This is a genomic window from Novosphingobium olei (assembly GCF_037076535.1).
In the GTDB taxonomy this organism is placed as follows: Bacteria; Pseudomonadota; Alphaproteobacteria; order Sphingomonadales; family Sphingomonadaceae; genus Novosphingobium; species Novosphingobium olei.
In genome coordinates this window covers 3,433,058-3,459,212 of sequence record NZ_AP029021.1, presented here as the reverse complement: position 1 = coordinate 3,459,212, position 26,155 = coordinate 3,433,058, and the positions used below count along the sequence as shown (strand labels likewise).

25 protein-coding genes and 1 tRNA gene are annotated in these 26,155 nt (G+C 67.3%); 13 read left to right on the top strand and 13 right to left on the bottom strand.

Features of this window, described 5'->3' with window-relative positions; translation table 11 throughout:
• Nucleotides 1-5 precede the first annotated feature (5 nt).
• Nucleotides 6-995: an agmatine deiminase family protein gene (locus AACH40_RS16305; RefSeq protein ID WP_338643300.1), complete on the top strand. Its 990-nt coding sequence runs from the start codon at nt 6-8 to the stop codon at nt 993-995.
• A 21-nt stretch (nt 996-1,016) separates the two neighbouring features.
• Here AACH40_RS16305 and AACH40_RS16300 read toward each other — a convergent pair whose 3' ends face one another.
• From AACH40_RS16300 to AACH40_RS16285, 4 genes are read right to left on the bottom strand one after another with little or no spacing between them, the layout of a single operon-like run.
• Nucleotides 1,017-1,592 carry an ABC-type transport auxiliary lipoprotein family protein gene (locus AACH40_RS16300; protein ID WP_338643299.1) on the bottom strand — a complete coding sequence of 192 codons (576 nt, stop codon included), beginning with the start codon at nt 1,590-1,592 and terminating at the stop codon, nt 1,017-1,019.
• Between the two features lie 18 nt (nt 1,593-1,610).
• Nucleotides 1,611-2,549 carry an MlaD family protein gene (locus tag AACH40_RS16295; protein WP_338643297.1) on the bottom strand — a complete coding sequence of 313 codons (939 nt, stop codon included), beginning with the start codon at nt 2,547-2,549 and terminating at the stop codon, nt 1,611-1,613.
• 2 nt (nt 2,550-2,551) lie between these two features.
• Nucleotides 2,552-3,412 (bottom strand): ABC transporter ATP-binding protein, encoded by an 861-nt coding sequence (locus tag AACH40_RS16290; protein WP_338643296.1) that lies wholly within the window; start codon nt 3,410-3,412, stop codon nt 2,552-2,554.
• Nucleotides 3,409-4,539 carry an ABC transporter permease gene (locus AACH40_RS16285; RefSeq protein ID WP_338643295.1) on the bottom strand — a complete coding sequence of 377 codons (1,131 nt, stop codon included), beginning with the start codon at nt 4,537-4,539 and terminating at the stop codon, nt 3,409-3,411. Before AACH40_RS16285 ends, AACH40_RS16290 begins: the two co-directional genes overlap by 4 nt.
• A 127-nt stretch (nt 4,540-4,666) precedes the next feature.
• Between AACH40_RS16285 and AACH40_RS16280 the strand changes: the two genes are divergently transcribed.
• Both AACH40_RS16280 and AACH40_RS16275 read left to right on the top strand, forming a co-directional pair.
• Entirely contained in the window at nt 4,667-7,393 is a 2,727-nt protein-coding gene (locus AACH40_RS16280; RefSeq protein WP_338643294.1) for a valine--tRNA ligase, read from the top strand.
• 130 nt (nt 7,394-7,523) lie between these two features.
• Nucleotides 7,524-8,267, top strand: coding sequence for a 7-carboxy-7-deazaguanine synthase QueE (locus tag AACH40_RS16275; RefSeq protein ID WP_338643293.1), 744 nt, complete (start codon nt 7,524-7,526; stop codon nt 8,265-8,267).
• 74 nt (nt 8,268-8,341) lie between these two features.
• On the opposite strand, the gene ssb is transcribed toward AACH40_RS16275, so the two are convergent.
• The 5 genes from ssb to AACH40_RS16250 all read right to left on the bottom strand — a co-directional run bounded on the left by ssb (nt 8,342) and on the right by AACH40_RS16250 (nt 12,450).
• Nucleotides 8,342-8,875: a single-stranded DNA-binding protein gene (gene ssb / locus AACH40_RS16270; protein WP_338643292.1), complete on the bottom strand. Its 534-nt coding sequence runs from the start codon at nt 8,873-8,875 to the stop codon at nt 8,342-8,344.
• An 88-nt stretch (nt 8,876-8,963) separates the two neighbouring features.
• Nucleotides 8,964-10,820 carry a ferrous iron transporter B gene (gene feoB / locus AACH40_RS16265; protein ID WP_338643291.1) on the bottom strand — a complete coding sequence of 619 codons (1,857 nt, stop codon included), beginning with the start codon at nt 10,818-10,820 and terminating at the stop codon, nt 8,964-8,966.
• 4 nt (nt 10,821-10,824) lie between these two features.
• Nucleotides 10,825-11,082, bottom strand: coding sequence for a FeoA domain-containing protein (locus tag AACH40_RS16260; RefSeq protein WP_169495043.1), 258 nt, complete (start codon nt 11,080-11,082; stop codon nt 10,825-10,827).
• An 80-nt stretch (nt 11,083-11,162) separates the two neighbouring features.
• Nucleotides 11,163-11,828, bottom strand: a complete 666-nt coding sequence (locus AACH40_RS16255; RefSeq protein ID WP_338643290.1) for a COQ9 family protein — start codon at nt 11,826-11,828, stop codon at nt 11,163-11,165.
• Nucleotides 11,829-11,853: 25 nt separating this feature from the next.
• Nucleotides 11,854-12,450 carry an ankyrin repeat domain-containing protein gene (locus AACH40_RS16250; RefSeq protein WP_206069730.1) on the bottom strand — a complete coding sequence of 199 codons (597 nt, stop codon included), beginning with the start codon at nt 12,448-12,450 and terminating at the stop codon, nt 11,854-11,856.
• Nucleotides 12,451-12,570: 120 nt separating this feature from the next.
• Here AACH40_RS16250 and AACH40_RS16245 point away from each other — a divergent pair, with 120 nt between their 5' ends.
• From AACH40_RS16245 to AACH40_RS16215, 7 genes are all read left to right on the top strand, one after another.
• Complete coding sequence (locus AACH40_RS16245) at nt 12,571-13,191, top strand: SCO family protein (RefSeq protein ID WP_338643289.1); 621 nt, start codon at nt 12,571-12,573, stop codon at nt 13,189-13,191.
• A gap of 1 nt (nt 13,192) precedes the next feature.
• Nucleotides 13,193-13,660, top strand: a complete 468-nt coding sequence (locus AACH40_RS16240; protein ID WP_338114960.1) for a YcgN family cysteine cluster protein — start codon at nt 13,193-13,195, stop codon at nt 13,658-13,660.
• Entirely contained in the window at nt 13,657-14,406 is a 750-nt protein-coding gene (locus AACH40_RS16235; RefSeq protein WP_338643287.1) for a SprT family zinc-dependent metalloprotease, read from the top strand. The genes AACH40_RS16240 and AACH40_RS16235 overlap by 4 nt, the downstream gene beginning before the upstream one ends.
• Before the next feature lie 62 nt (nt 14,407-14,468).
• Nucleotides 14,469-17,468 carry an L-glutamate gamma-semialdehyde dehydrogenase gene (locus AACH40_RS16230; protein WP_338643286.1) on the top strand — a complete coding sequence of 1,000 codons (3,000 nt, stop codon included), beginning with the start codon at nt 14,469-14,471 and terminating at the stop codon, nt 17,466-17,468.
• 45 nt (nt 17,469-17,513) lie between these two features.
• Nucleotides 17,514-17,981, top strand: a complete 468-nt coding sequence (locus AACH40_RS16225) for a hypothetical protein (RefSeq protein ID WP_338643285.1) — start codon at nt 17,514-17,516, stop codon at nt 17,979-17,981.
• Nucleotides 17,982-17,990: 9 nt separating this feature from the next.
• Nucleotides 17,991-18,962 (top strand): bifunctional diaminohydroxyphosphoribosylaminopyrimidine deaminase/5-amino-6-(5-phosphoribosylamino)uracil reductase RibD, encoded by a 972-nt coding sequence (ribD, locus tag AACH40_RS16220; RefSeq protein ID WP_338643284.1) that lies wholly within the window; start codon nt 17,991-17,993, stop codon nt 18,960-18,962.
• Between the two features lie 13 nt (nt 18,963-18,975).
• Nucleotides 18,976-19,599 carry a riboflavin synthase gene (locus AACH40_RS16215; RefSeq protein WP_338643283.1) on the top strand — a complete coding sequence of 208 codons (624 nt, stop codon included), beginning with the start codon at nt 18,976-18,978 and terminating at the stop codon, nt 19,597-19,599.
• 75 nt (nt 19,600-19,674) lie between these two features.
• Here the strand turns inward: AACH40_RS16215 and AACH40_RS16210 are convergent, their stop codons facing one another.
• The gene (locus tag AACH40_RS16210; RefSeq protein ID WP_338643282.1) at nt 19,675-20,847 is read right to left on the bottom strand and encodes an aromatic amino acid transaminase; all 1,173 of its coding nucleotides are present in this window, start codon (nt 20,845-20,847) and stop codon (nt 19,675-19,677) included.
• A gap of 127 nt (nt 20,848-20,974) precedes the next feature.
• Nucleotides 20,975-21,772, bottom strand: coding sequence for a DUF1134 domain-containing protein (locus tag AACH40_RS16205; RefSeq protein ID WP_338643281.1), 798 nt, complete (start codon nt 21,770-21,772; stop codon nt 20,975-20,977).
• A 235-nt stretch (nt 21,773-22,007) separates the two neighbouring features.
• On the opposite strand from AACH40_RS16205, the gene AACH40_RS16200 reads away from it, so the two are divergent.
• The 3 genes from AACH40_RS16200 (at nt 22,008) to AACH40_RS16190 (ending at nt 24,768) form a co-directional block, all read left to right on the top strand.
• Nucleotides 22,008-22,100: transfer RNA gene (locus AACH40_RS16200), tRNA-Ser, on the top strand.
• Between the two features lie 119 nt (nt 22,101-22,219).
• Nucleotides 22,220-23,710 (top strand): hypothetical protein, encoded by a 1,491-nt coding sequence (locus AACH40_RS16195; RefSeq protein WP_338643280.1) that lies wholly within the window; start codon nt 22,220-22,222, stop codon nt 23,708-23,710.
• Nucleotides 23,711-23,724: 14 nt separating this feature from the next.
• Nucleotides 23,725-24,768 (top strand): oxidoreductase, encoded by a 1,044-nt coding sequence (locus tag AACH40_RS16190; protein ID WP_338643279.1) that lies wholly within the window; start codon nt 23,725-23,727, stop codon nt 24,766-24,768.
• Here the strand turns inward: AACH40_RS16190 and AACH40_RS16185 are convergent.
• Nucleotides 24,760-25,347, bottom strand: coding sequence for a VOC family protein (locus AACH40_RS16185; protein ID WP_169495054.1), 588 nt, complete (start codon nt 25,345-25,347; stop codon nt 24,760-24,762). The two genes, AACH40_RS16190 and AACH40_RS16185, sit on opposite strands and share 9 nt — an antisense overlap.
• Nucleotides 25,344-26,003 carry a carboxymuconolactone decarboxylase family protein gene (locus AACH40_RS16180; RefSeq protein WP_169495055.1) on the bottom strand — a complete coding sequence of 220 codons (660 nt, stop codon included), beginning with the start codon at nt 26,001-26,003 and terminating at the stop codon, nt 25,344-25,346. Before AACH40_RS16180 ends, AACH40_RS16185 begins: the two co-directional genes overlap by 4 nt.
• Nucleotides 26,004-26,155: the final 152 nt, after the last annotated feature.

Below are 26,155 nucleotides of genomic sequence, written 5' to 3'. Positions count from 1 at the left end.
GACGCATGAGCGAGGCAGTGATGAGGATGCCCCCCGAATGGCATCCCCAGGACTGGCTGTGGATCGGTTTCCCCCATATCGCCGACGAATGGTCGGGGGTGATCGATCGCGCGCAGGAACAGATCGCCGCCTTCGCCAGCGCCGTTGCCGACAGCGGCCAGCAGGTGCGCCTGCTGGTGCGCGATGCCGCCAACGAGATGCGCGCACGGTCGCTGGTTTCGGCGGCGGTCACGCTCGAACGACGCGTTTATGGCGACGTGTGGGTGCGCGATACCGGACCGCTGGTGGTGCGCGATGCATCGGGCACGCGGCGGGCGCGGTTGTTCGGCTTCAACGGCTGGGGGGAGAAGTACCTCATGCCGGGAGACCAGGAGATCGGCGCGACGCTGGCGGCCGATGCCGGGCTTGCCGCCGACCGGTGCGACTGGATCCTGGAAGGGGGCGCGCTCGATGGCGATGGCACCGGGCTTGTCGCCACGACCGAGCAGTGCCTGCTAAACCCCAACCGCAACCCGCAGCTGACGCGCGGCGAGATTGAGGCGCGGCTCGAACGCGACCTGGGCTATGACCGCGTGCTGTGGCTGGGCGATGGCCTGATCAACGACCACACCGACGGGCATGTCGACAACCTGGCCCGGTTCGTGGCGCCCAACCGGCTGGCGGTGCCGCGCGCAACCGGGCCCGATGATCCCAACGCCGCGCTCTATGCCGACACCGCCGCCCGGGCGCGGGATGCTGGCGTCGAGGTGGTGGAAGTCCCCTCGCCAGGCCTTGTCGAGTGGGGTGGCACGGTGCAGCCTGCGAGCTACATGAACTTCGTCATCGCCAGCAACGTGGTGATCGTGCCGATCTTCGGGACGGCGCACGACGATGACGGCGTGGCCGCGATTGCGGAGCTGTTTCCGACCCGCGCCACGATCGGTCTGATGGCCGATGCGGTGCTGGCGGGCGGGGGCGGATTCCACTGTTCCAGCCAGCAGATGCCGGCCGCCTGAACAGGCGATGCGGGTCGGCGGTCAGCCGACCCAGTCCGCCACCTGCCGGGCGACGTCGTTGGCTGCCTGGTTGAGGGCGGGTGCGACGTCCTGCGTGTCGGGATCGATGCCGCTGACGCGGCTTTCGAAGCGCTTGGTGTCGATCGTGCCACCGGGGCTTTCGCGGTTTGCTTCGAAGGCAACCACCACCGACTTCGTCCGCGCATCGTAGCCCATGTCGAGCAATCGGCCCGAAAGGCGGGGGCCGCGCGTGCCGGCATCGCCTTCGGTCACCAGCCGGCCACCGCGCGCGCGCAGCGTTTCGGCCAGCAGATGCTGGAACTGGCGCGAGGGGCGTTCGACCCACATAGCCTTCTTGAGATAGGCGACGCGCGTTTCATCGATCTGCACCGGCACACGCAGCACCGCGACCTTGGCTGCGGAGGTCGGCTCGAGCACGGTCAGCGCTTCGTTGAGCTTGCCGCTGGCCGTGGCGCCTGCAGCCGGCGCGGCTTCGGCGGTAAGGCTGAGCAGGCTTGAGGGCGGCTTCGCCCCGATCGAGACGCAGCCGGCAAGCGCCAGCGGCAGCAGCAGCAAGGAGAGCAGGGTCTTGTTCATCGGATCGGTTCTCCCGGCTCAGGGCTTGTAATCGGGCAGCTTGGGGCTGCCGACGATGCTGGAAACGCCGCGATCGTTGATGCGGTCGGTCACTTCGCGCAACGAACGCGTCGTGGCCTGCAGTTCGCGAATGGCGGCTTCGGCGGCGGGCAACGTCCGTTCGTTGAGCTGCTGCACGCCGGGGCGCGCGTCCTTGGCGGTGGCCTGCAACGCATCGGCCGCGCCCTGCACCGACTGCAGCGTGGTGCGCAGCTGCTTGGCGATGCCGTTGCCTTCGTCGTTGAGCATGGAATCGGCGCTGCCGGCGACCTTCTCGAACGCGGCAAGGGTGTAGTTCGCCTGGCGCAAGGTGGCCTGCAATTCGGCGAGCGTGCGCTTCACGTCGGGCGAGGCATCGGCGAGGTTGCCGGTCAGCTTGTCGGTATGGGCAAGGATGTTCTCGATCGACTTCTGGTTCTTGTCCGAAAGCACCATCGTGAGGCGTTCGGTCAGCGTTGCCAGCCGTTCGAGCAGCAGCGGCGCGTTGGCCAGCAATTCGCCCAGGCCACTGCGCTTGGTCGGGATCACGGGAGCGCCTTCGGGGCCGGGCTCGACGATCGGCGGGGCGCCCTTCATCGCGCCTTGCAGCTGGATCGTGGTGACGCCGGTGAAGCTGCCCTGCAGGCTGGCGGTGGTGCCTTGCAGGATCGGCACCTTGCTATCCACCTTGATCCGCACGCGTACGAGGCTGGGATCGCGCTCCCACAGCTCGATGTCCTTCACCTGACCCGAAGGCACGCCCGAGAACGAGACTTCCGAACCCTTGGCCAGTCCATCGACCGACTGTTTGAAGAAGATGTCGTATTCGTTCTGCGCGCCCTGGTTGATCCGGGCGATCCAGATCGCCAGCGCGGCAAAGCCCGCCAGCAGCAGCAGCGTGACGGCTCCGACCCAGATGTTGTTCGAGCGCGTTTCCATGGTTAACCCTCTTGCTGCTCCTGCGCCGTCTCGTCGAGGGGCGCAGGCGCGCTGCTGCCAGCGGCGTCGGCCCTGGTATCGTTGCGATGCTTGGCCGACTGCGCGGCCCGGCCACGCGGGCCGTTGAAGTATTCCTGGATCCAGGGATGATCCAGCGCGAGCAGTTCCGGGATCGTCCCGCAGGCGATCACTTTCCTGTCGGCGAGCACGGCCACGCGGTCACAGATCTCGTACAGCGTGTCGAGATCGTGGGTGATCAGGAAGACCGTCAGGTCGAGCGTCTGCTGCAGGCCCAGGATCAGCTGGTCGAACGCTGCCGCGCCGATCGGATCGAGCCCGGCGGTGGGCTCGTCAAGGAACAGCAGTTCGGGATCGAGCGCGAGTGCGCGGGCGAGGCCGGCGCGCTTCTTCATGCCGCCCGAAAGCTCGCTGGGGTATTTGCCGGTGGCGTTGGCGGGAAGCCCTGAAAGCAGCACCTTGTAGCGCGCGATTTCGTGGCGGAGTTCGTCCTTGATCTCGGGATAGAATTCGCGCAGCGGCACTTCGACATTTTCGGCGACGGTCAGCGTGGAAAACAGCGCGCCCCCCTGGAAGAGCACGCCCCAGCGGCTGCGTATGTCGATATCCTCGTCATCGCGGGCGTCGGTAATCCTGCTGCCCAGCACTTCGATCTCGCCCTCGGCGGGTACCTGAAGGCCGATGATCGAACGCATCAGCACCGACTTGCCGGTGCCCGAGCCGCCCACCACGCCGATGATCTCGCCCTTGCGGACTTCGAGATCGAGCCCTTCGTGCACGACGTGATCGCCGAACACGTTCTTCAATCCGCGCACGCGAATGGGGAATTCCGAAGTCTCGCTCATCCCCAGCCGATCTCGGTGAAGAACACCGCGAAGAAGGCGTCGAGCACGATGACCATGAAGATCGCCATGACGACGGCCGCGGTGGTGCGGGTGCCGACTTCCTCGGCATTGTTGCGCACCTGCAGCCCCTGATAGCAGCCGGAAACCGCGACGATGAGGCCGAACACGGGGCCCTTGACCAGCCCGACCCAGACATCGTGCAGCGGAACCACTTCCTGGATGCGGGCGAGGAAGGTGAAGAAGGGAATGCCGAGCGTGAGCGAGGACAGGAACGCGCCGCCGATGATGCCGAGGAACGAGGAGTAGATGCCCAGCAGCGGCATCATGATCATCGTGGCAAGGATGCGCGGGATGACCAGCGCCTCCATCGGCGAGACGCCGATCGTGCGCATCGCGTCGACCTCTTCGGTCAGCTTCATCGTGCCCAGTTGCGCGGCAAACGCCGAACCCGAGCGGCCCGCGACCATGATCGCGGTCATCAGGATGCCGAGTTCGCGCAAGGTAAGGCGGCCGACGAGGTTGACGGTGTAGATCTCCGCCCCGAACTGCCGCAGCTGCACCGCGCCCTGCTGCGCGATGACGATGCCGACCAGGAAGCTCATCAGCGCGATGATGCCGAGCGCGTTGACTCCGACGAGCTCCATCTGGTGGATCAGCGCCTTGGTCCGAAAGGTGGACGGTCGGCGCAGCAGCGACCAGCAGGCCTGGACGTAGAGACCCAGAAATCCGAGCACCTGCAGGCCGCCGTTGGCGAGCCCGATCACGGTGTCGCCGATCACCGCAGGCACGCGTTCGAACAGCGGCAGGCGGTCGGCGCGTACGGATTCGCGGTTATCGTCGGCCTTGCTGATCGCGGCGATCAGTCGTTCCGCTTCAGGCTTGCAATTGACGATCCGGGCGCCGGTACGCTGGGCAAGATGCCAGGCGACCCAGGCGCCGACCGTGTCGATGCGCGTGACCCCGGTCATGTCGATCTGGGACAGCGGATCGGAAATGTGGCGGATGCGCGCATCGATCGCGCCGAGCGATGCCACGGTCATCGGGCCGGAAAACGCCAGGGTGGCGCCGCCGTTAGTGCCGGACGAAGGATCGTCCGACGCGATCGTGAAGTCGGTCAGCGCCCGCATCGTGTCCGCTTCATGCGGGAAAAGTTCCGAGGCGACAAGTGCAGCACGTGCGACGTAACGCAGGAGCTGGCCGTAGGGTCCCGGGTTGCGCTTGCAGCGTGGCCCTCCGGGTGGCAGAGCGCCGCGCATGAGCGACCAGACCCCTGCAACGGATTCCGTGCCCGAAATCGCGACCGAGCTTGCCAAGACGTTCGAGCCTGCCGGCATCGAGGCGAAGTGGTATGCGCACTGGGAAGCGAACGGCCTGTTCCGCCCCGAGCGCCCCGATGCGCAGCCGTTCACGATCGTCAATCCGCCGCCGAACGTGACCGGTTCGCTGCACATCGGCCACGCGCTAGACAACACGCTGCAGGACGTGGTGATCCGCTACGAACGCCTGCGCGGCAAGGATGCGCTATGGGTGGTCGGTACCGACCACGCCGGCATCGCCACCCAGATGGTGGTCGAGCGCCAGATGGAAGCGCGGCAGGACAAGCGCACGAACTATTCGCGCGAGGCCTTCATCGACAAGGTGTGGGAATGGAAGGCCGAGAGCGGCGGCACCATCACGCGCCAGTTGCGGCGCCTGGGCTGCTCGATGGACTGGTCCAGAGAGCAGTTCACGATGGACCCGCATTTCACGCGCGCGGTGGTGAAGGTCTTCGTCGACCTCTACAACAAGGGCCTGATCTACCGCGACAAGCGGCTGGTGAACTGGGATCCCAAGCTCAAGACCGCGATCTCCGACCTCGAGGTCGAGACGCACGAGATCAAGGGCGGGTTCTGGCACTTCAAGTATCCGCTAGCCGATGGTGTGAAGCGCGACGACGGGCTCGATTACATCGAGGTTGCGACCACGCGGCCCGAGACGATGCTGGCCGACATGGCCGTGGCCGTCCATCCTGAGGACGAGCGCTACAAGTCGGTGATCGGCAAGGAAATCCTGCAGCCGCTGACCGGCCGCCGGTTCAAGGTCGTGGCGGACGAGCATGCCGATCCCGAGCTCGGGTCTGGGGCGGTGAAGATCACGCCGGGGCATGACTTCAACGACTTCGAAGTGGGCAAGCGCGCCGGGATCAAGGCGGCCGACATGCTCAACATGTTCGATGCCGAAGCCAAGGTGGTGCAGACCGCCGACGGCCTGGTGCCCGAAAAGTACCTCGGGATGGACCGCTTCGACGCGCGCGACGCCATCGTTGCCGACATGAAGGCAGCGGGCTTCCTGATCCCGCACGTGGTGAAGGACAAGGAGGGCAACGAGACCCTGCTCGACGCCGAACCGCGCACGATCCAGACGCCGTTCGGCGACCGCGGCGGCGTGGTGATCGAACCCTGGCTGACCGACCAGTGGTACGTCGATGCAGAGACGCTGGCGAAGGCCCCGATCGAGGCGGTGCGTTCGGGCAAGATCGAGATCGTGCCGAAGACGTGGGAAAAGACCTTCTTCAACTGGATGGAGAACATCCAGCCGTGGTGCGTCAGCCGCCAGCTGTGGTGGGGCCATCGGATCCCGGCGTGGTATGCCGAGGATGGTTCGGTCTTCGTCGCCGAAACCGAGGAAGCGGCCCAAGCGCTGGCCGGCAACAAGAAGCTGACGCGCGACGAGGACGTCCTCGACACGTGGTTCTCCTCCGCGCTGTGGCCTTTCGCCACGCTAGGCTGGCCCGATCAGGACGCGCCGCTGCTCAAGAAGCACTATCCCAACGACCTGCTGGTGTCGGGCTTCGACATCCTGTTCTTCTGGGATGCGCGCATGGCGATGCAGGGCATCGAGTTCATGGGGCAGGTGCCGTGGAAGAAGCTCTATCTCCACGGGCTCGTCCGCGCGGCAGACGGGCAGAAGATGTCCAAGTCCAAGGGCAACGTGGTCGATCCGCTGGGCCTGATCGACAAGTACGGGGCCGATGCGCTGCGCTTCTTCATGTGCGCCATGGAAAGCCAGGGCCGCGACGTGAAGATGGATGAAAAGCGGGTCGAGGGTTACCGCAACTTCGCCACCAAGCTGTGGAACGCGGCCCGCTTCTGCCAGAGCAACGGCATCGTCGGCAGCACGTCGGCGACCGCTCCGCAGGCGACCAGCGCGGTCAACAAGTGGATCGTGGGCGAAGTGGGCGAAACCGTCCGCGCGCTCGATCAGGCGATGGCCGACCTGCGCTTCGACGCGGCGGCCAATGCGATTTACCAGTTCACCTGGAACACCTTCTGCGACTGGTACATCGAACTGATCAAGGGCAGCTTCGATGACGAGACCCGTGCCGTTGCCGGCTGGGTGCTCGATCAGATCCTGGTCATGCTGCATCCGTTCATGCCCTTCGTCACCGAAGAACTGTGGCACGCGCTTGGCGACCGGTCGGTCGACCTGATCGTGGCGCAGTGGCCTTCGGCTGATGTCCCGGCGGACGCGGATGCCAAGCGCGAGGTCGAGTGGCTGATCGCGCTCGTCTCCAACCTGCGCACGGCCAAGAACGAGCTCGGCATTGCGCCCGGGGCGCGGCTCGATGCCTATTTGCCCGAACCTTCGGCCCAGACGCGCGCGACTATCGAGGCCAACCCGGCCGCGATCGAACGACTGGCGCGGCTCAACGCGATCCGTTTCGAAGCAGCGCCTGCAGGCGCTGCGATGCAGATCGGCGCGGGTGACGCCAACATCATCGTGCTGCTCGACGGCGTGATCGACATTGCGGCGGAAAGGGCGCGTCTGGAAAAGGCGCTGGCCGTGTCACAGAAGGAAGCCAAGGCGCTGGAAGGGCGTCTGTCCAACCCCTCGTTCGTCGAGCGCGCCAAGCCCGAAGCGGTCGAGAAGGCGCGCGCCGACCATGCCATGCACGCGGCCGAAGCCGAGCGGCTGGCCGCTGCGCTCAAGCGGCTGGGGTGATCAGGCCATGGCCCACCATGCTCCCCTGCAGGGGAGGTGGCGGCGCGCAGCGTCGACGGAGGGGTAGCGTGCGGGCAATACCCCTCCACCGCCTTCGGCGGTCCCCCTCCCCTTGCGGGGGAGGATAGGGGTGCTGACGCTCGCTACCGTCAATCCGGGCGAGGCGGAGATCTTCGCCTCGCTGCAGGGCGAGGGGCCTTCGATGGGCCGGCCTTCCACGTTCGTGCGCCTGTCGCGCTGCAACCTCGCCTGCCGCTGGTGCGATACGGCGTACACGTGGCGCTTTACCGGCGACAATCGGCCGCACCGCGACGACCTGGCGTTCGAACGCAGCGCGAACCAGCTGGTGCTGGACGAGGGTGAGGTGGCGTCGCGGATCGTGGCGTTGTTGCCCGACCGGCTGGTCATCACCGGGGGCGAGCCGCTGCTGCAGGGAGCGGCGCTGGCGCGGATGGTCGCGGCGGTCCGGCAAGTGCGGCCAGACTTCCACGTCGAGATCGAAACCAACGGTTCGGTCGCGCCGCATGCGGCGCTGGACGCGCTGGTCGATCAGTACAATGTCAGCCCCAAACTTGCGCATTCGGGCAATCCGGCCGAGCTGGCGCTGATCCCGGAACGGCTGGCTGCCTGGGCGGCCGAGCCGCGCGCCTATTTCAAGTTCGTGGTGGCGACGCCTGCCGATGTGGAGGAAGTGGCCGCGCTGCAGGAGGCCTACGCCATGCCCGGCGAGCGGTTGTTCGTGATGCCCGAGGGCACCGACAGCACAACCTTGCGCGATCGCTCGAAATGGCTGTCGGACGCGGCGCTCAACGCCGGGTGGCGGTTTACCGACCGCCTGCATATTCACCTGTACGGAGATACGCGCGGGACTTGAGGAGGCTTGGGGCCGGAAGTGACCCCAGCTTTCGCTTGGGTGCCGCTTGCGCGCCTGCGATCAGAATGGCTCGATCAGAAAGGGATGTCGTCGTCCAGATCGTCGCCGAAGCCGCCCGAAGAGCCGCCGCCCTGGTTCCAGCTGCTGCCGCCCGACGAGCCACCACCGCGCGAACCGCCCGACGAACCGCCATCGTTCCAGCCGCCGCCGGACGAACGGCCACCGCCGCCCATGCCGCCACCGCCCGAACCGCCCTGCGGGCCGTCGAGCATGGTCAGCACCCCGCCCATGCCGCCGACCGAGATTTCGGTGGTGTAGCGGTCGTTGCCCGACTGGTCCTGCCACTTGCGGGTGCGCAACTGGCCTTCGATGTAGACCTTGCTGCCCTTCTTCAGAAAGCGTTCGACCACGCCGACGAGACCTTCGGAATTGATCACCACGCTATGCCACTCGGTGCGCTCCTTGCGCTCGCCGGTGGCGCGGTCCTTCCAGTTTTCGCTGGTGGCGATGCGCAGGTTGGCGATGCGCCCGCCGTTCTGGAAGCTCTTCACTTCCGGATCGGCGCCGAGATTGCCGATCAGAATGACCTTGTTGACGCTGCCTGCCATCGAATCGTGTCCCGAATGAGAAATGCCCGCCTGCGTAGAAGATGGGGCTTGCGTGGGCCAAGGCAACGCCCACTTTTCTCCACAGTCGTCAGCCGAGGCCCAAGGCCACCGCGATCCAGTAGGTCGCCCCGGCAAAGACGTAGGCGAGGCCGAACAGGTAGGCCAGCATGAAGCCCGGCCACTTCCAGCCGTTGGTTTCGCGCCGAGTCACGGCAATGGTCGACATGCACTGCGGCGCGAACACGAACCAGGCGAGGAAGGCGAGCGCCGTGGCGAGGCTCCACCGGCCCTTGAGCTGGTCGCCGAGCTGGCGGCCCTGCTGATCGTCGTCGGTGGCGCCCACGGCGTAGGTCGTGGCGAGCGAGCTGACGGCAACCTCGCGCGCGGCCATGGCCGGGATCAGTGCGAGCGCGATGTCCCGGTTGAAGCCGATCGGTTCGACCACCACGGCAAGGCCGTTGGCGATATGCCCGGCGATCGAGGCGTTGACCTGGTCTTGGCCCGGCTCGGCGCGCGGGAAGTTGAGCAGCAGCCACAGCGCGACGGTGACGGTGAAGATCATCGTGCCGGCGCGGCGCAGGAACACCCACGCGCGCTGGAACAGGCCGAGCGCCAGATCCTTGACCGTGGGCAGCTGGTACTTGGGCAGCTCCATGATGAAGCCCGATGCCGCGCCCTTGGTCACCGAGCGGCGCAGGATGAGCGCGACGACCATCGCGCCGATGATGCCGACGACATAGAGCGTGAACAGCACCAGCCCCTGCAGACCGACGCCGGGGAGGACGGCGCGGTTCGGAATGAACGCAGCGATGATCACCGCGTAGACCGGCAGGCGTGCCGAGCAGGTCATCAGCGGGGCGATCAGGATCGTGGTCAGCCGATCCTTTGGATCGGTGATCGATCGCGTGGACATGATGCCGGGCACCGCGCAGGCAAAGCTCGACAGCAGCGGGATGAAGCTGCGACCGGAAAGACCGACGCCGGCCATCAGGCGATCCATCAGGAAGGCGGCGCGCGCCATGTAGCCGGTCGCCTCCATCGTCAGGATAAAGAAGAACAGGATCAGGATCTGCGGCAGGAACACCACCACCGCACCGACGCCCGCAATCACGCCGTCGGTAAGCAGATCGCGTGCGAGACTGGCCGGCAGTTCGGTTCGCACCCAGTCGCCGATTGCGGAAAAGGCGGCGTCGATCCCGTCGGCAAAGGGCGTCGCCCAGCTGAACACCGCCTGGAACACCACGAACAGCAGCGCGAACAGGATCGGCGGGCCGGCCCAGGGATGCAGCAGGACCTTGTCCATGCGCGCATGGATGCGGTGCTTGGCGGTTTCGGAAAGGATCGCCCCCTGCGCCATTTCGTGCGCAAGCATGCGTCGTTCGGGCAAGGTGACATGCGCCCGGGCGACCGGCTGCTCCGCCACCGCATCGCGCGCGGCGGCGACGGCTGCAGCAAGATCGTCGAGCCCGCGACGGCGCACAGCGACCGTCGGGATCACCGGAACCCCCAACGCGGCCGAAAGCGCCGCCGAATCGAGGACCAGGCCATCGCGCTCGGCCAGATCGACCATGTTGAGCGCGACCACCGTGGGCCGGCCGAGTTCGAGCACTTCCTGCGCGAAGACAAGGTGCTGTTCGAGGTTCGAGCTGTCGAGCACGATGACCAGCACGTCGGGCTGCGCCTGCCCGTGCTGTTCGCCCATCACCACGCGGCGCGTCACTTCCTCGTCGGGGCTGGTGGTGGCGTGGAGGCCGTAGGAGCCGGGCAGATCGACCAGCTCGACCGGTTCGCCATTGGGCAGCAGCATGCGCCCGGCCTTCCGTTCGACGGTGACGCCAGGGTAATTCGCGATCTTCTGGCGCGCGCCGGTCAGCGCGTTGAATAGCGCGCTCTTGCCCGCATTGGGATTGCCGACAAGGGCGGCGACGCAGGGCTGCCTGCTCATCGTGTCAGGCCGCCTGCGTCTCGGGCACGGTATCGACCGTCATGGCGCGGGCGTGGGCGCGGCGCAGGGCAACGGTCATGCGCCCGATCTCGATCGCCAGCGGGTCGCGACCGAGGAACACCCCGCGATAGGCAAGCTTCACCTTCGCGCCTTCGTCGATCCCCAGCGCGCGCAGGCGCTGGGCTTCCTCGGGCACGAGCATGTCCCAGTCGACCGCGGCGATGCGGGCGCTGATGCCAAGGGGGAGCTGGTCGAGTGTCACGCCTGCGGCGCTGCCACAGCGGATCAACAATTGCAAGTCATTCGCAATAGTTGATCGAGGTCAATTTGGAACGCTGTCCGTCAGGTCGCCGGGTAGCGCAGGCGACCGAGCAGCCGCGTCAGGCTGAGGCCTTCATCGCGCGGGCGCATGACGCGGGCTTTGGCCTTCTCGAACTTCATCACGTCATCGATACGGCGCGACAGGAAGGCGCGCGTCTCGTCGTGGTCCTCGCTCTTGTCCTGGGCGAAGAAGGTGAGCGTCGCGGCGTAGATGGTGCCGAGCGTCGCACGCTTGGTGTAGTGGTTGTAGTCGGTGGCGGTATCGCCGGCGAGCCGCCACATGCGATCGGCGCTTTCCCAGCCGAGCCGCGCGGCGGAGGCCGCGTTCCAGGGCTTGGCCATCTCGACCAAGGCCAGCCGCAGCGCTTCCTCGCGCCCGGCAAGCGCATCGAGGCGGAACTGGACAAGGCTGCGGATGCGTTCGCGGATCGGCAGGTTGCCGATGCGCTCGTTGGGCAGCTCGCGCGCCATGTCGCGGTCGATTGCATGGATCCACGCGGCAATCATCGTCATCGGCTTGCCTTCGAAGGCAAAGCGCGCGGCTTCGCGGTCGACGCCGGCCATGTCTGCGGCTGCATCGACCGCAGCATTGCTCCATCCGTCGAACATCGCCGATTCCGCGACGAGCGGCGCAAGGTCCATGCGCAGGTCTTCGAGCGAAGCGTGATCGGCGGTTTCGGTGTCCATGGCGCAACCTGCTGGAGGAATCGGATCAGAACGTCGGGCCGTAGCTCTTCTTGGCTGGATTGGCAGCCTTGGCCTTGGCGGCATTCTCCAGCTCGTTCAGCATCGTGCTGCCCTTGCCGTCAAGCGCGGCGTAATCCCGTGCCGACCGGCCCGAATTGTCGGGGCGATCCGGATTGGCACCGGCTTTCAGCAACGCCCGCACCAGCGCGACATCGCGCCGGTGGACCGCGCTGATCAGCGGCGTTTCGCCGGTGTTGTTGGGCTCGTCGACGCGGGCGCCAGCCGAAATCAGGAAGTCCACGCCTTCGAGATAGCCCAGATTGCAGGCCAGGACGAGCGGCGTGGTGCCCTTGTTGTCGCGGATGTTGACGTTGGCGCCCTTGCCGACGAGGAACTGCATCCACATCAGATCGCGCCGCGCGGTGACGATGTGCAGCGCGGATTCGCCAGTGGTTATGTCGCGGGTGTTGACGATCTGGGTGCCGGGCTCGTTCAGCGCATCGGTGACCTTGTCGGCTTCCTTCTTCTTCACCGATTCGAGAAACTTGTAGCTGTCCGAGAACTGCGCCGCTGCAGGCACAGCGATCCCCAGAGCAAGTCCGGAGAGCGCCACAGCGCCCAGCTTGGCATATCGCCGCGCAAAGCGGGTCCACCTGATCACGTCGTCGTCCTCCTGTTGGCGCCCCTTGGCGGGTATCGCCCCTTGCAAGCAGCTGGTTAGCAGAGCATGAACCGGCGCGCCATGCTCGACCAAGCCCCGCGCCGATCCTTCCGCCGACCGATATTCCTAACGCTTGCCAGCGCTTTGGCCTTCGCGCTTTCTGCCTGTTCGGGCAGCGGCCCTGCCGAGCGTCCACCGCTCGAAGGCGCCAGCATCGGCGGTGACTTCACCCTGACCGGCAAGGACGGCAAGCCGGTGCGGTACGCCGACTTTGCCGGCAAGTACCGCGTGGTCTATTTCGGCTACACGTTCTGCCCCGACGTCTGCCCGCTGGACGTCCAGCACCTGATGCAGGGCTATCACGCCTTCGCCAGGACGAGCCCGGAGCTTGCGGCCAAGGTCGTGCCGATGTTCATCACCGTCGATCCCGCGCGCGACACGCCCGAAAACGTCGGCAAGTTCGCCGCGAACTTCGGGCCCGAGCTGATCGGCCTGACCGGTACGCCGCAGCAGATCGCCGCCGTCGCCAAGAGCTTTGCGGTCTATTACCAGAAGCGCGAGGGCTCCTCGCCCGATGCCTATCTGATGGACCACAGCCGCGCCGCTTACCTGATGGGGCCCGATGGCAAGCCGCTGGCGCTGCTGCCGGCCGAAAAGGACGGGCCGGCCGTCGCGGCGGACCTGGCGAAGTGGGTGCACTGACGTGGCAGCGCCGGGCGAGCGGTTCTGGGAAAAGCCGATCGAGGCGCTGACCCGCGATGAGTGGGAAGCGCTGTGCGACGGCTGTGGCCAGTGCTGCCTGCACAAGCTTGAGGACGAGGACACGGGGCGGGTCTATCGCACCAATGTCGCCTGCCGCCTGCTCGACACGCGCAGCGGGCGCTGCAGTGACTATCGGCACCGCAAGGCCTTGGTGCCCGATTGCCTGCGCCTGACCCCACGATTGGTGCGTGAAGTCGCCTGGTTGCCGCCCACCTGCGCCTATCGCCTGCGCGCTGATGGCGAGCCGCTGCCCGATTGGCACTACCTGGTCAGCGGGGATCGCGAGGCGGTCCATGCCGCCGGCGTGTCGGTCAAGGGCCGCGTCATCAGCGAAGTGCTGGCAGGCCCGCTGGAGGACCACGTGATCCTTGAGCCCGAGGATCTCGGGGGCGAGGACTTCTTCCTGTGATCGACTGGCTGCGCCGGCCCTTGCGTGAGCCTGCCGCGCCCAAGCCGATCGCGCCGCGCACGATGACGATCGACGGGCGCGAAATGCCGCTGGTGATCCGTCGGCTCGCGCAGGCCCGCCGCATGACGCTGCGCCTCTCGCCCGACGGTGGCGAGGTGCGCGTCTCCATTCCGCGATGGGGCCGGGTGGGCGATGCCGAAGCCTTCGCCCGCGAACGCGCCGACTGGCTTGCGCTGCAGCTGCGCCGCATGCCCGAGCGCGCGAGCATTACCGCAGGCAGCATGGTGCCATTCCGCGGTGAGGCGCTGCAGGTGCGCTGGCTGGCCGATGCACCGCGCAAGCCGGTGCTCGACGATGGAATGATCGTGCTCGGCGGCCCGCAGGACGGGCTGCAGGGACGGCTCGCCCGCTGGCTGGAAGGCGAAGCGCTGCGACTGATGGCCGAGGATCTTGCGCACTACTGCGACCGCGCTGGCAAGGCCGTGCCGCGCCTGGCGCTGTCGCGCGCGCAGCGCCGCTGGGGCAGTTGTGCCGCCGACGGCTCGATCCGGATGAACTGGCGACTGGTCATGGCGCCGGATTTCGTACGACGCTCGGTCGTCGCGCATGAAGTGGCGCATATGACCCACTTCGATCACAGCCCCGCATTTCACGCCCATCTTTCAGCGCTTTACGAAGGGCGGATCGAGGACGCCAACCGCTGGCTCAAACGCGAAGGGCGCGCGCTTTACCGCCTGTTCGGCTGACGGCAGAACGCATGTTGGCAAATCCGGTCGCAAGTGTAACCGGTTTGCGCTAGGGGCGCTGCATGGACAGCCGCTTCGACTTCACCCCCGCCATGGCGCTCGCCCGCGCCGAAATGCGCCGCCTGCATCGCCTGGCCGAACCCGACGTGGTCCGCCCGCTGGTCGCCGCCTTGCCGCGCGAGGGCGAAGCGGCGATCATGGCACGCGGCAAGGCGCTGATCGCCGAACTGCGCAAAGGACAGGCGAGCGGCTGGGTCAACCGCTTCATGGCCGAATACCGCATGGACAGCGCCGAAGGCCTTGCCCTGTTGAGCCTGGCCGAAGCGTTCCTGCGCGTGCCCGATCCGGAAACCGCCGACCTGCTCATCGCCGACAAGATCGGCGAGGCGGACTGGCGGGCGCATTCGGGCAAGTCTTCTTCGATGCTGGTGAACTCCGCAACATGGGGCCTGGTGCTGGGGCGCGCGGTGATCGGCGTCGAGCCACAGGCGGGCGTGCTGCGCCGCCTGATCGCCCGCAGCGGCGAACCGTTCGTGCGCCAGGCCGTCGGCGCGGCCATGAAGCTGATGGGCGAGGTCTTCGTCATGGGCCGCACCATCGACGAAGCCATGGCGCGCATGCGCAAGGGCGAGAACCGGGGCTTTACCGCCAGCTTCGACATGCTGGGCGAAGCCGCGCGCACGTTCGGCGATGCGCATCGCTATTTCGAAAGCTACGAAGCCGCCATCGCCGCCGTGGGCAAGGCTGCGGGCGAGGGGCACTCGATCTCGGTCAAGCTTTCGGCGCTCCACCCCCGCTACGAAGCGGCGCAGGCCGACGCCGCGATCCCCGAACTTACCGCGATGCTGCTCGATCTGGCGCGCGGCGCGGCCAGGGTCGGCATCCCGCTGACGGTCGATGCCGAGGAAAGCGAACGGCTCGACCTTTCGCTCGACATCATCGCCGCTGTTGCCGCCGATCCCGCGCTCAAGGGCTGGGACGGGCTCGGCATGGCGGTTCAGGCCTATTCCAAGCGGGCGCGCAGCGTCTGCCGCTGGGCCAATGGCCTGGGCGAGGCGACCGGGCGCCGGATCAAGGTGCGGCTGGTCAAGGGCGCGTACTGGGACAGTGAAATCAAGGCGACGCAGGAACAGGGCCTGCCCGACTATCCGCTGTTCACGCGCAAGGCACATACCGACGTATCGTACCTCGCCGCCGCGCGCGAGCTGCTGGCGAGCCCGCACGTAGAGCCCGCGTTCGCAAGCCATAATGCCCGCACCGTCGCCACGATCGTCGAATGGTCGAAGGGGTTGGGCAAGACCGGCGCCGACTTCGAATTCCAGCGCCTCCACGGCATGGGCGAGGGGCTCTACGAAGCGCTGGTGCGCGATGAAGGCTATCGCTGCCGCATCTATGCCCCGGTCGGGGGCCATCGCGATCTGCTGGCCTATCTCGTCCGCCGCCTGCTGGAGAACGGCGCGAACACCAGCTTCGTACACCAGCTGGCCGACGCGGACCTGTCGGAAGAGGACCTGCTCGCCGATCCGGTGGCGAAGGCGCAGGAAAGCGGCGGACTGCCCCACCCCTCGATCCCCATGCCCGTCGATCTGTTCGAGCCGGTACGCGGCAATTCCGCAGGCGTAGACCTCAACGATCGCGCCGTGCTGGCCGATCTTGCGGCGAAGATCGCGCGGGCACCCGCTCTGGCCGTGCCTGCCGAGATGAGTGCCGGCGCGCTGATCGGCGCGGCCGCCGCTGCGGCTCCGGCCTGGGCGTCGGTGTCCGTCGATGCCCGTGCCGACGTGCTCGACCGTCTGGCCGACCTGCTCGAAGCGCGCCGCGACGAAGCCTTCGCGCTGCTGGTGCACGAAGCGCGCAAGACGCTGCCAGATGCGCTTGCCGAAGTGCGCGAAGCGGCGGACTTCTGTCGCTATTACGCGCGTCAGGCGCGTGATCTGATGCAGCCAGTGCCCCTGCCGGGACCGACCGGCGAAACCAACGTCCTGCGCATGCTGCCGCGTGGCGTCTGGGCGGCGGTCGCCCCATGGAACTTCCCGCTGGCGATCTTCCTCGGCCAGGTCGTCGCGGCGCTCGTCACCGGCAACACCGTCGTCGCCAAGCCCGCGCCGCAGACTCCTGCGATCGCGGCGTGGGCGGTGGCGCTGGCGCGTGAGGCCGGTGTTCCCGAAGGCGCGCTGCAGCTGCTCGTCGGCGGTGCCGAAGCCGGCCATGCACTCGTGTCCGATCCCCGCGTCGCGGGCGTGGCCTTTACCGGCTCGGTCCCCACCGCCAAGCGCATCGCCCGCGCGCTGCTGGCAGACGACGACCGCCCGATCGTCCCGCTCATTGCCGAAACCGGCGGGATCAACGCGATGGTGGTCGATTCGACCGCGCTGCCCGAACAGGTGGTCCGTGATATCGTCACCAGCGCCTTCCGTTCGGCCGGGCAGCGCTGCTCGGCGCTGCGCCTGCTGCTGCTGCAGGAAGACATCGCCGACCGCACGCTCGAAATGCTGGCAGGTGCGATGGACGCGCTGGTGGTCGGCGATCCGGCGCATCCTGCCACCGATGTCGGTCCGGTGATCGACCGGGCGGCCTATGACAAGCTGATGGCGCGCCGCGCGGAGATCGCCGGGCGGATCGTCAAGACGGTCGCCGTGCCGGACAGCGGCCTGTTCGTGCCGCCGACCGTCATCCGCCTCGATTCGCTCGACCAGCTCGATGCCGAATGGTTCGGCCCGCTGCTGCATGTGGCCACATGGAAGACCGGCGAACTCGACGACGTGATCGCGCGGGTCAACGCCAAGGGCTTCGGTCTGACGATGGGCCTCCACAGCCGCATCGCGCGCGTGGCGGAGACGGTGGAGAGCGCGGCCAAGGTCGGCAATCTCTACGTCAACCGTTCGATGATCGGCGCGGTCGTCGGCAGCCAGCCGTTTGGCGGCGAAGGTCTGTCGGGCACGGGCCCCAAAGCCGGCGGGCCGCACTACCTCGCCCGCTTCTGCGTCGAGCGCGTTACTTCGACCGACACCACCAGCGCTGGCGGAAACGCATCGCTGCTCAGCCTCGACGAGGAAATGTAACCGCAACTGGCGCAAACGGGCACAGGCCCCTATCTAGGGGACACGATGAAGGGTTTCTTTTCCAACGTTTCGCCCAAGCGCGCGATCAAGGACCTCTGGCAGGTCCTCGGCGCGCCCAGCGAGTACCGGATGCGCGCGCTGCTGCTGGCCGCCTGCGTCACTGGCGGTATCTTCTACCTGATGACCCAGCAGGGCGGGCGTGGTCTGCCGCGGCCGCCGAAGGTGATCTACATCGAAAGCTGGCGTGCCGACCGCAGCGACAAGGAAATCCTTGCCGGCAACATCGCCGCGCAGAAGAAGCTCGACGAAGAGCAGGCCGAGGAAGACCGCCGCGCCGAGGACATCCGCAAGATGTACAAGGCGGTCGGCGCGGCCACGGGGATTGATACCCAGAAGATGTACGACGAAGGCACCGTCGAGCGCGAAGCCGAGCGCAAGGCCGAGCAGCAGAAGAACGAGGCGCTGCTGCGCCAGATCACCGGCAAGCCGGTACCCGCCCCGCCCAAGCCCTGAGGCCCGGCGATGGGGGGGCACAGCGATCAGGACTGGCTGAGCGCGGCGGCGGCGCTTGCGGCGCGCGGGCGTCCGTTCAGCCGCCCCAACCCGGCAGTAGGCGCGATCATCGTGCGCGATGGCCGCGTGGTGGGGCGCGGGTTCACCCAGATCGGAGGTCGCCCCCATGCCGAAGCCATGGCACTGGCGCAGGCCGGCGAAGCCGCGCGCGGCGCGACGCTCTATGTCACGCTCGAACCCTGCGCACACCAGAGCGAGCGCGGGCCTTCGTGCTCATCGCTGGTAATCGCCAGCGGCCTTGCCCGCGTGGTGGTCGGTTGTCCTGACCCTGATCCGCGCACGGCCGGCATCGGCATGGAAAGCCTGCGCGCCGCGGGGATCCAGGTGGACCCGACGCCATCGCACGCGGCGCAGCACTCGCTTGCCGGCTATCTCACCCGCGCCCGCCTCGGCCGTCCGCACGTCACGCTCAAGCTTGCGACCTCGCTCGACGGCTGCATCGCTCTTGCCGATGGCTCCAGCCGCTGGATCACCGGCGAAGCATCGCGCGCTCACGTGCACGTAGAGCGTGCGCGCGCGGAGGCCATCCTCGTCGGCGGCGGTACGCTCCGCGCCGATTCGCCCCGGCTCGATGTGCGCCTGCCCGGGCTCGAGGCGCGCAGTCCGGAACGCTGGGTGCTTACACACGCCCCTGCACCCGAAGGCTGGCGCGCAATTGCCGACATCACCGCGCCCGATGCGTTCGGCGATCTGCAGTATCTCTATGTCGAAGGCGGCGCGGGCGCTGCAGTCACGTTCCTGGCCGCCGACATGGTCGACCGGCTGATGATCTACCGCGCACCGATCGTCATCGGCGGGGGAAAGCCTTGCATCGCCGATATCGGCCTCGCCACGCTCGATGCAGCGCACGGCCGCTGGAGCCATGTGTCCCGTGGCCAGCTTGGCAGTGACACGCTCGACGTCTACGAGCGCAGGCGCTGAAGGAGAGAGAGCAATGTTCACCGGCATCGTCACCGAAATCGGCGCGATCACCCGAATCGAGGACCGCGGCGACAAGCGCATGACCATCGCCTGCGCGATGGATCCCGCCAGGATCGCCATCGGCGCCTCGATCGCGTGTTCGGGCGTGTGCCTGACGGTGGTGGATCGCGGTGGTACCGCCGGCGACGCCTGGTTCGCGGTCGACGTGTCCGGCGAGACGATTTCGTGCACCGCGCCCGCACATTGGCAGGAAGGCGCCAGGCTCAACCTCGAACCTGCGCTCAAGCTGGGCGACGAACTCGGCGGCCATATCGTGACGGGCCATGTCGATGGCGTGGGCCACGTCGTCGGCCTGTGCCCGGAAGGCGGCTCGACGCGCGTCGGCATTTCCGCTCCGGCCGAACTTGCGCCCTACATCGCGCCCAAGGGTTCGATCACCGTCGATGGCACCTCGCTCACGGTCAACGAAGTCGCTGACCAGGACGATGGCACCTGCCATTTCGCGCTGAACATCATACCCCACACCGCCGAAGTCACCACCATCGGCTCGCTCGCCGTGGGCGATGCCGTCAATCTCGAGATCGACGTGCTGGCACGCTATCTCAAGCGGATGCAGTCGCTCGCCGCCAAGGGCTGAACTGTTTCGCACAGGCACGAAAAAGGGCGGACCCTCGCGGCGCCCGCCCTTCTTGTTTGCAGGCGTCGCTGGTGATCAGCCCGCGACGTCGCCCAGCGCGGCGATGAACTTGTCGATGTTGCCGGTGGTCAGGCCGGCCGCGTTGATACGGCCCGAACCCGCCATGTAGATGCCGTGCTTTTCGCGCAGCGCCAGGATCTGCTCGCCCGAAAGCGGCAGCATCGAGAACAGGCCCTTCTGGATGCCGAGCGGCGCCATGTTCACGCTGCCGACCTGCTGCGCGGCGGCAAGGCGTTCGCGCACCCACGCCATGCGGTCGCGCATCTCGTCGAGCTCGCCCAGCCACAGCTTGGTCAGCTCCGCGTCCGAAAGGATCAGCCGGACGGCAGCCGCGCCGTGATCGGGCGGCATCGACCACGAAGCGCGCGCCACGGTGGCGCCATTGGCCATCGCGTTGGCAAGCGCCGTCGCATCCGACGTCACGGCATAGAACGCACCGACACGGTCGCGATAAAGACCGAAGTTCTTGTCGCACGAATAGGCGACCAGTGCTTCGGACACCGCGCCCAGCACCTTGCGCAGGCCATAGGCATCGGCCTCCATGCCATCGCCCAGCCCCTGATAGGCAAGGTCGATGATCGGCAGGACCTTGCCGTCGGACAGCGTCGCGGCGATCGCGTCCCACTGCGCCTCGGTGTAATCGACCCCGGTCGGGTTGTGGCAGCAGCCGTGCAGCAGCACGGCATCGCCCGGCTGGGCTGCCGCGAGCGCGGCCTGCAGCGCGTCGAGATCGGCAAGGCCATCGACGGTGGTGTGCTTGAACGTCACCAGTTCAAGCCCGACCGCCGCGACGATCTGCGCATGGTTCGGCCAAGAAGGCGTGCCCATCAGGATCCGCTTGATGCCCGAACGCTTGGCGACTTCGATGGCAAGGCGCACCGCGCCGGTGCCGCCCGGCGACTGCATGCCTTCGACGCGTGAACGGTCGAAGTCCTGCCCGAAGACATAGGGGATCAGCGCGTGAACGAAGCCCATGTCGCCCTCGGGGCCGAGGTAGGCCTTCGAATCCTGGTCGGCGAGCAGCTTCTGCTCGGCCGCCTTGATCGCCTTGAACACCGGCGTCGCGCCCTCGGCGGTGCGATAGACGCCCACGCCCAGGTCGATCTTGTCGGCGCGCGGATCGGCGTTGTAGAGCTTGATCAGGGCAAGCAGCGCGTCTGCGGGCTGGGCGGCAAGGTTTTCGAGCATGGGCGGACCCTCCTGTCCGGATTGCGAAAAATTCGCGGGCGCCATGCCGCCGCAGGCCCCGCGCCGCAACCCCTGATTTGGCGCGGGTCCCGGTTTTACGGCTGCGTTACCGTCCTGCGATGCCGGATCAGAACGGCATCCACTTCTGCGTGCGGCTGAACTTCATGTAGCCGGCATTCACGCCAAGGCGCAGGCCCGCGCCCATCCGCACCGGGATCAGCACCACGTCGTGGCTGCGCAGGTAACTGACGTTGAAACCGCCGACGAGGTAAGCCTGGCCTTCGCCCGCGCCATAGCGATGGAACAGCTCGGCGGTGTCATGCAGGTTGTACACCAGCACGAACGTGTTGGCTGCGTTCGCGCCCAGGTCGAAGCCGACCGAAGGCCCGGTCCAATACACCGGAAGTTCGCCCTCGATCTTGTGGTGCAGCGTGCCCGAGCCATAGCGCACGCCCACGACCACCGCGCCACCGGCTTCGCGACCGGTGATATAGCCGATCGGTTCGCCCTGCTTCTTCAGGATGTCCTTGATCATCAGCGCAAGACCGCGCGCGCCCTTGCCGAACACGCCTTCGGCCGCGCCGATCAGGTCGTCTTCCTTGTACGTGCCCGCAGGCGCGCCTTGCGATCCGGCGGGCGGCGGCGGGGCCATATTGGTCATCTGCGCCGGGGGCGGCACCGTGCTCGATGGCAGCGGCGCATTCGGATCGGCGAGCGGGGGCAGCGGCTTGGGCGCCTCCGACCCGACGGGCGATGCCTGGTCGATACGGGCGGCCGGAGTGGGAGCTGGCGTTGTCGCGCGCGGGTTGAGATCCGAATCGATCGCCTGGTTGGGATCGATCGTCTGGACTTGTGCCTGCGCGCCGACACCGGGAACGAGCGCGAGCCCGGCCAGCGCGAGCAGAAGTGTGCGGTGCAGTTTCATGTTCGCTTGTCCCATCCCGTCGTCCGCCCCCAAGCGACGCCCTGCGCGCGAAGGTAGCCAGTCCAAAGCACTGCTGTCGATGCTTGCCCGCGCACAATGAACGGGCGATGAGCCGAGTCGAAATTGCGCCCGGACGCGCGCGAAGCGGGCGGAAACGCCGGATGCGAAGTTTTTCCGCACCAGCCTTGCCGCCCCCGGAATCGCTCGCTATAGCGCGCCCTCGCCGCTGCGATCCGGAGACGTGGGTGAGTGGCTGAAACCAACGGTTTGCTAAACCGTCGTACTGGTAAATCCGGTACCGAGGGTTCGAATCCCTCCGTCTCCGCCACCATTGTGCCTTGGCTCTTCCCTTGATCCGGCTGGCGCGCGGGGCTTTCTCCTACTAGTCTGGCCCTCGCGTGCGGTGCGTGACGTTTGCCGCGCGGTGGTTCGGGCGCGGGGGTGAAAGTGGAGCGTGCGCGCCTTTACGGGCTGGTCGTCACAGCGGCTGCGGCATTTGCCCTGGCAGCCTTCGTCGCGGCGATTCTTTCCACGATCTACGGCTTTGGCCCCTGGTTCGACGAATTCTTCACGACATACGTGGCGCGGCCGGTCATCCCCTGGCGCGAAGCGCTGGTCGATCACTGGCTGACCGATAATCACCCGCCGCTCTATTACGCGCTGGCGCGGGCCTTCTGGTGGATCGGCGACACGATCGAGCACAGGCGACTGGTCAATCTGGTGCCGTTCGTGGCCGCGCTGGGCGGCGGGCTCGTGCTTGCCCGCCCGCGCGCCGGACTGCACCGGCTGGCCGCGCTGCTGGCCATCTCGCTCGCCGCGCAGGGGGTGGTCGTGCGGATCGCGGCCGATTACCGCTCCTACTTCCTCTCGGTCAGCGCGATTGCCTTGCTGGTCTTCGCGCTCGCGGCGTTCCACGCCGATGCGTCGCGCTGGCGCCGGCGGGACAGCGCGGTGCTGTGGTGCGTGGCGATCGTGGCGCTCAACACCCACATCACCACCACGATCGTCGCCTCCGCCATCCAGATCCCGTTCCTGCTGCGCTATCTTGTCCGGCGGGACTTGGCGCGCTTCTGGCGCCTTGCGCTGCCCTCGCTGGTCGGCGGACTGCTGTTCGTGGCCGTGTCCGCGGTGCAGGCGCAGCACTGGCTGGCCAATACCACCGCGTTCTGGCTGCCCGCAGGCTGGAACGTGGCGCGCTGGACGCTCGAACTGCTCGTTGTCGAGGTGGCGCAGGCGAACCCGGTGCTACTGGTTGCCGCTTTGGGCGGCTTCGCTGCGGCGGCGGTGGGCTTCATGCGCCGGCGAGCGGCGGATGCGCAGCTCGAAACCGCGATCTTCCTCGGCATCGGCTGGATGCTGGCGATCGGGATCATCCTGGCAATTCACGCCTGGCGCCCGTTCATCTACGAGCGCTACCTTGTCGGCCTGGTGCCCGTCATGGCGATGATCCTTGCCTTGGGCAGCGAGCAGGCGCTGCGTCGCATTGGCCAGCAGCCAGCGCTGGCGGTCCTCGTCCTTGCCGCGCTGGTTTCGGCGGCCAGCGCCTGGCACGCGGCCAGCACCAAGCGCCAGAACAGCGACTGGGGCCCGAGCGCGGCGCTGGTCGGGCAGCTGGTCGCGGCGTGTCCCGCCAGCCTTGTCCACACCGATCCGCTGTGGAACCGCGAGGTGCGGGACCTGGCGCCCGATGACAACCGCGCGGTCGTTCCCTTCGCCTATCGCATGATGGCCGCCCGCTATCACTTCGCGCTCGAAGACGATGCCTCGCGCCGGCTCGCCAAGGGCTGTCCCACGCTGTTCTGGGCCGAATGGACCCGGCCGCAGGAATGGTCGGCGCCGCAAATCCTCGCCCGTATCCGCCAGCGCGGTTTCCCGGTTCCCAGGATTCGCGTCACTCGCTTCCAGCGCAGCTTCGTGGCAGTGGCCGATCCGCAATAGGACAAGGCTGGCCCATGCAGACTCCACCCATCAACGTCGCGATCGTCGGCAACGGCATGGCGACGCGCGTGTTTCACGCCCCCTACATCGCCGCGACGCCGTCGCTGCACCTTGCCGCCGTCGTCGCCCGCCAGCCCGACGCGGTCATCCCGGCGGGGGCGGCACGGCGCGGCGACATCGCCGCCGTTCTTGCTGACCCCGCCATCGCCGTGGTCGTCATCGCCACGCCCAGCGATACCCACGCCGCGCTTGCCGCGCAGGCGCTGCGCGCGGGCAAGCACGTCGTGGCGGAAAAGCCGCTGACGCTGTCGCTGGACGAAGCGCGCGGCCTGGCAAGGCTCGCGCAGAAACAGGAGCGGCTTCTCGTCGCGTTCCACAACCGCCGCTGGGACAGCGATTTCCTTGCCGTGCGTCAGGGAATCGAAGCGGGGCGGATCGGCCGCGTGGTCCATTTCGAATCGCACTTCGATCGCTTCCGTCCGCAAGTGCGCGATCGCTGGCGCGAACAGGCGGGGCCGGGGGCAGGGGTCTGGTTCGATCTCGGCCCGCACCTTGTCGATCAGGCGCTTGCGCTGTTCGGCATGCCGCTGGGCGTCAGCGCCGATATCGCCGCCCTGCGCGATGGCACCGGCGCCGCGTCCGCCGATGATTGGGCGCATGTCGTGCTGCGCTACCCCGATCGGCGCGTGGTTCTCCACGCCGGGATGTGCGTGGCGGGCGGCTCGCCCCGCTTCATCATCCATGGCACGCAAGGCACGCTGATCAAGCGCAGCCTCGATCCGCAAGAAAGCCAGTCGGTCGCCGGGTTGCGGCCGGGCGACGCGGATTGGGGCATCGATCCCGATCCGCTGCAGCTGATCGACGGCACGGGAGCGGAAACGCAGCTGCCCGCGCCGCGCGGCTGCCAGCAGCACTTCTATGCCGCGCTGGCGCAAGCGCTGCGCGGCGAAGGGCCGCCGCCCAACAGCATCGACGAACTGCTCGCGGTCCACGCCGTGATCGAGGCGGCGCAGATCTCGGCGCGCGAAGGGCGCGTCGTCGATCCGTCGCTATTGTAGCAGCGCGTCCTTCACGATCATGCCCACCGCCTTGGTGCCGTCGGCACGCATCGGATCGTGCCGCACGTGGGCATCGCCGCCCAGTTGCGCGGTCCACGCCGCGAATTCCAGGCAGACGCCATCGGGATCGAAGAAGTAGACCGAGCGCACGAACACCCCGTCCTGCATCTGCGGGGCGACCTGCCATTCGGAATCGTCGTGGTTCAGCACCATCGATGTCTGCACCCCGCGTTCGTGCAGGCGCGCGACGTATTCGTCGAACTTTTCGGCGGGCACGTTGAAGGCGATGTGGTTCATCGATCCGTGCGCGCTCTTCATGTCGCCCATCGCGGGCAGGCCCGATGGCGCGGCGATGCCCGGCGCTGCGGGCGGCGCATCGGGAAACCAGAAGAAGGCGATGGAATCGCCGTTGCCGATGTCGAAGAAGAAGTGCTGGCCCATGCCGCCGGGCAGGTCGATCGTCTTGGTCAGCGGCATGCCCAGCACGTCGCGGTAGAATTCCACCGTCTTGGCCATGTCGCGACAGACCAGCGCGAGGTGGTTGACCCCGCGGATATCGAACACCGTGTTCCCGCTCATGCCTCGCTCTCCTGCTGCTGCTTGCGCCGCCCGCCAAGGAAGTCTGCCGCGTCGAACCCTTCGGGTGCGGCCACTTCCACGATCGGCTCCTCGCGATCGTCGAATTCCATTCGCAGCGCGCGGGTGATCACGGCGTGCATGTCGTAAAGGCAGGTGATGTAGGTGAATTCGAAGATCTGCTGGTCGTCCCAGAAGGTCTTGAGCTTGTCGATCACCGCCTTGGGCGTGCGGCCATTGGCCTGGCACAGGCAGTCGGCATACGCGAGCACGGCGCGTTCCTGCTCGTTGTAGCAATCGGCCACGGCCCAGTGCGGCACCGCGGCGATCTTCTCCTCGCTACAGCCAAGCCCGCGCAGGCTCTTGCAGTGCTGCGAGAACACGAACTGGCTGCCCTTCACCCAGCCGGCGCGCGTCTGGCCCAGCTCGCGCAGGATCGGGTCGATGCGCCGCTCGGGGCTGCGGTAGAGCGCAAAGCCGCTCACCGCGTGGCGGAAGATGTCGGGCGAAAGCGCGAAGACGCTCCACCAGTCGCCCGGCGTGCCGGTCGCCGTGCCGGGCTCCACGGTGGGGTCGCGGTCCCCGAACAGATGCTGCATGTAACCGAGAATCACCTCGTCGGTGATCTCGCTGCGGGGTACCTGGCGCAACAACGGCATGGGGCGTTCCTTCCGAGCGGAACGGCCGTTTGCCGGCCTTGCTCCGCGCATCCTCTCACAAACCTATCATTTGACAGGTTGCCTCGTCCGCGGCGGATTGCCAAGCCCCCTTGGCTTGCCTATCGCTCTTTAGCTAATCGGTTAAAAAAGGA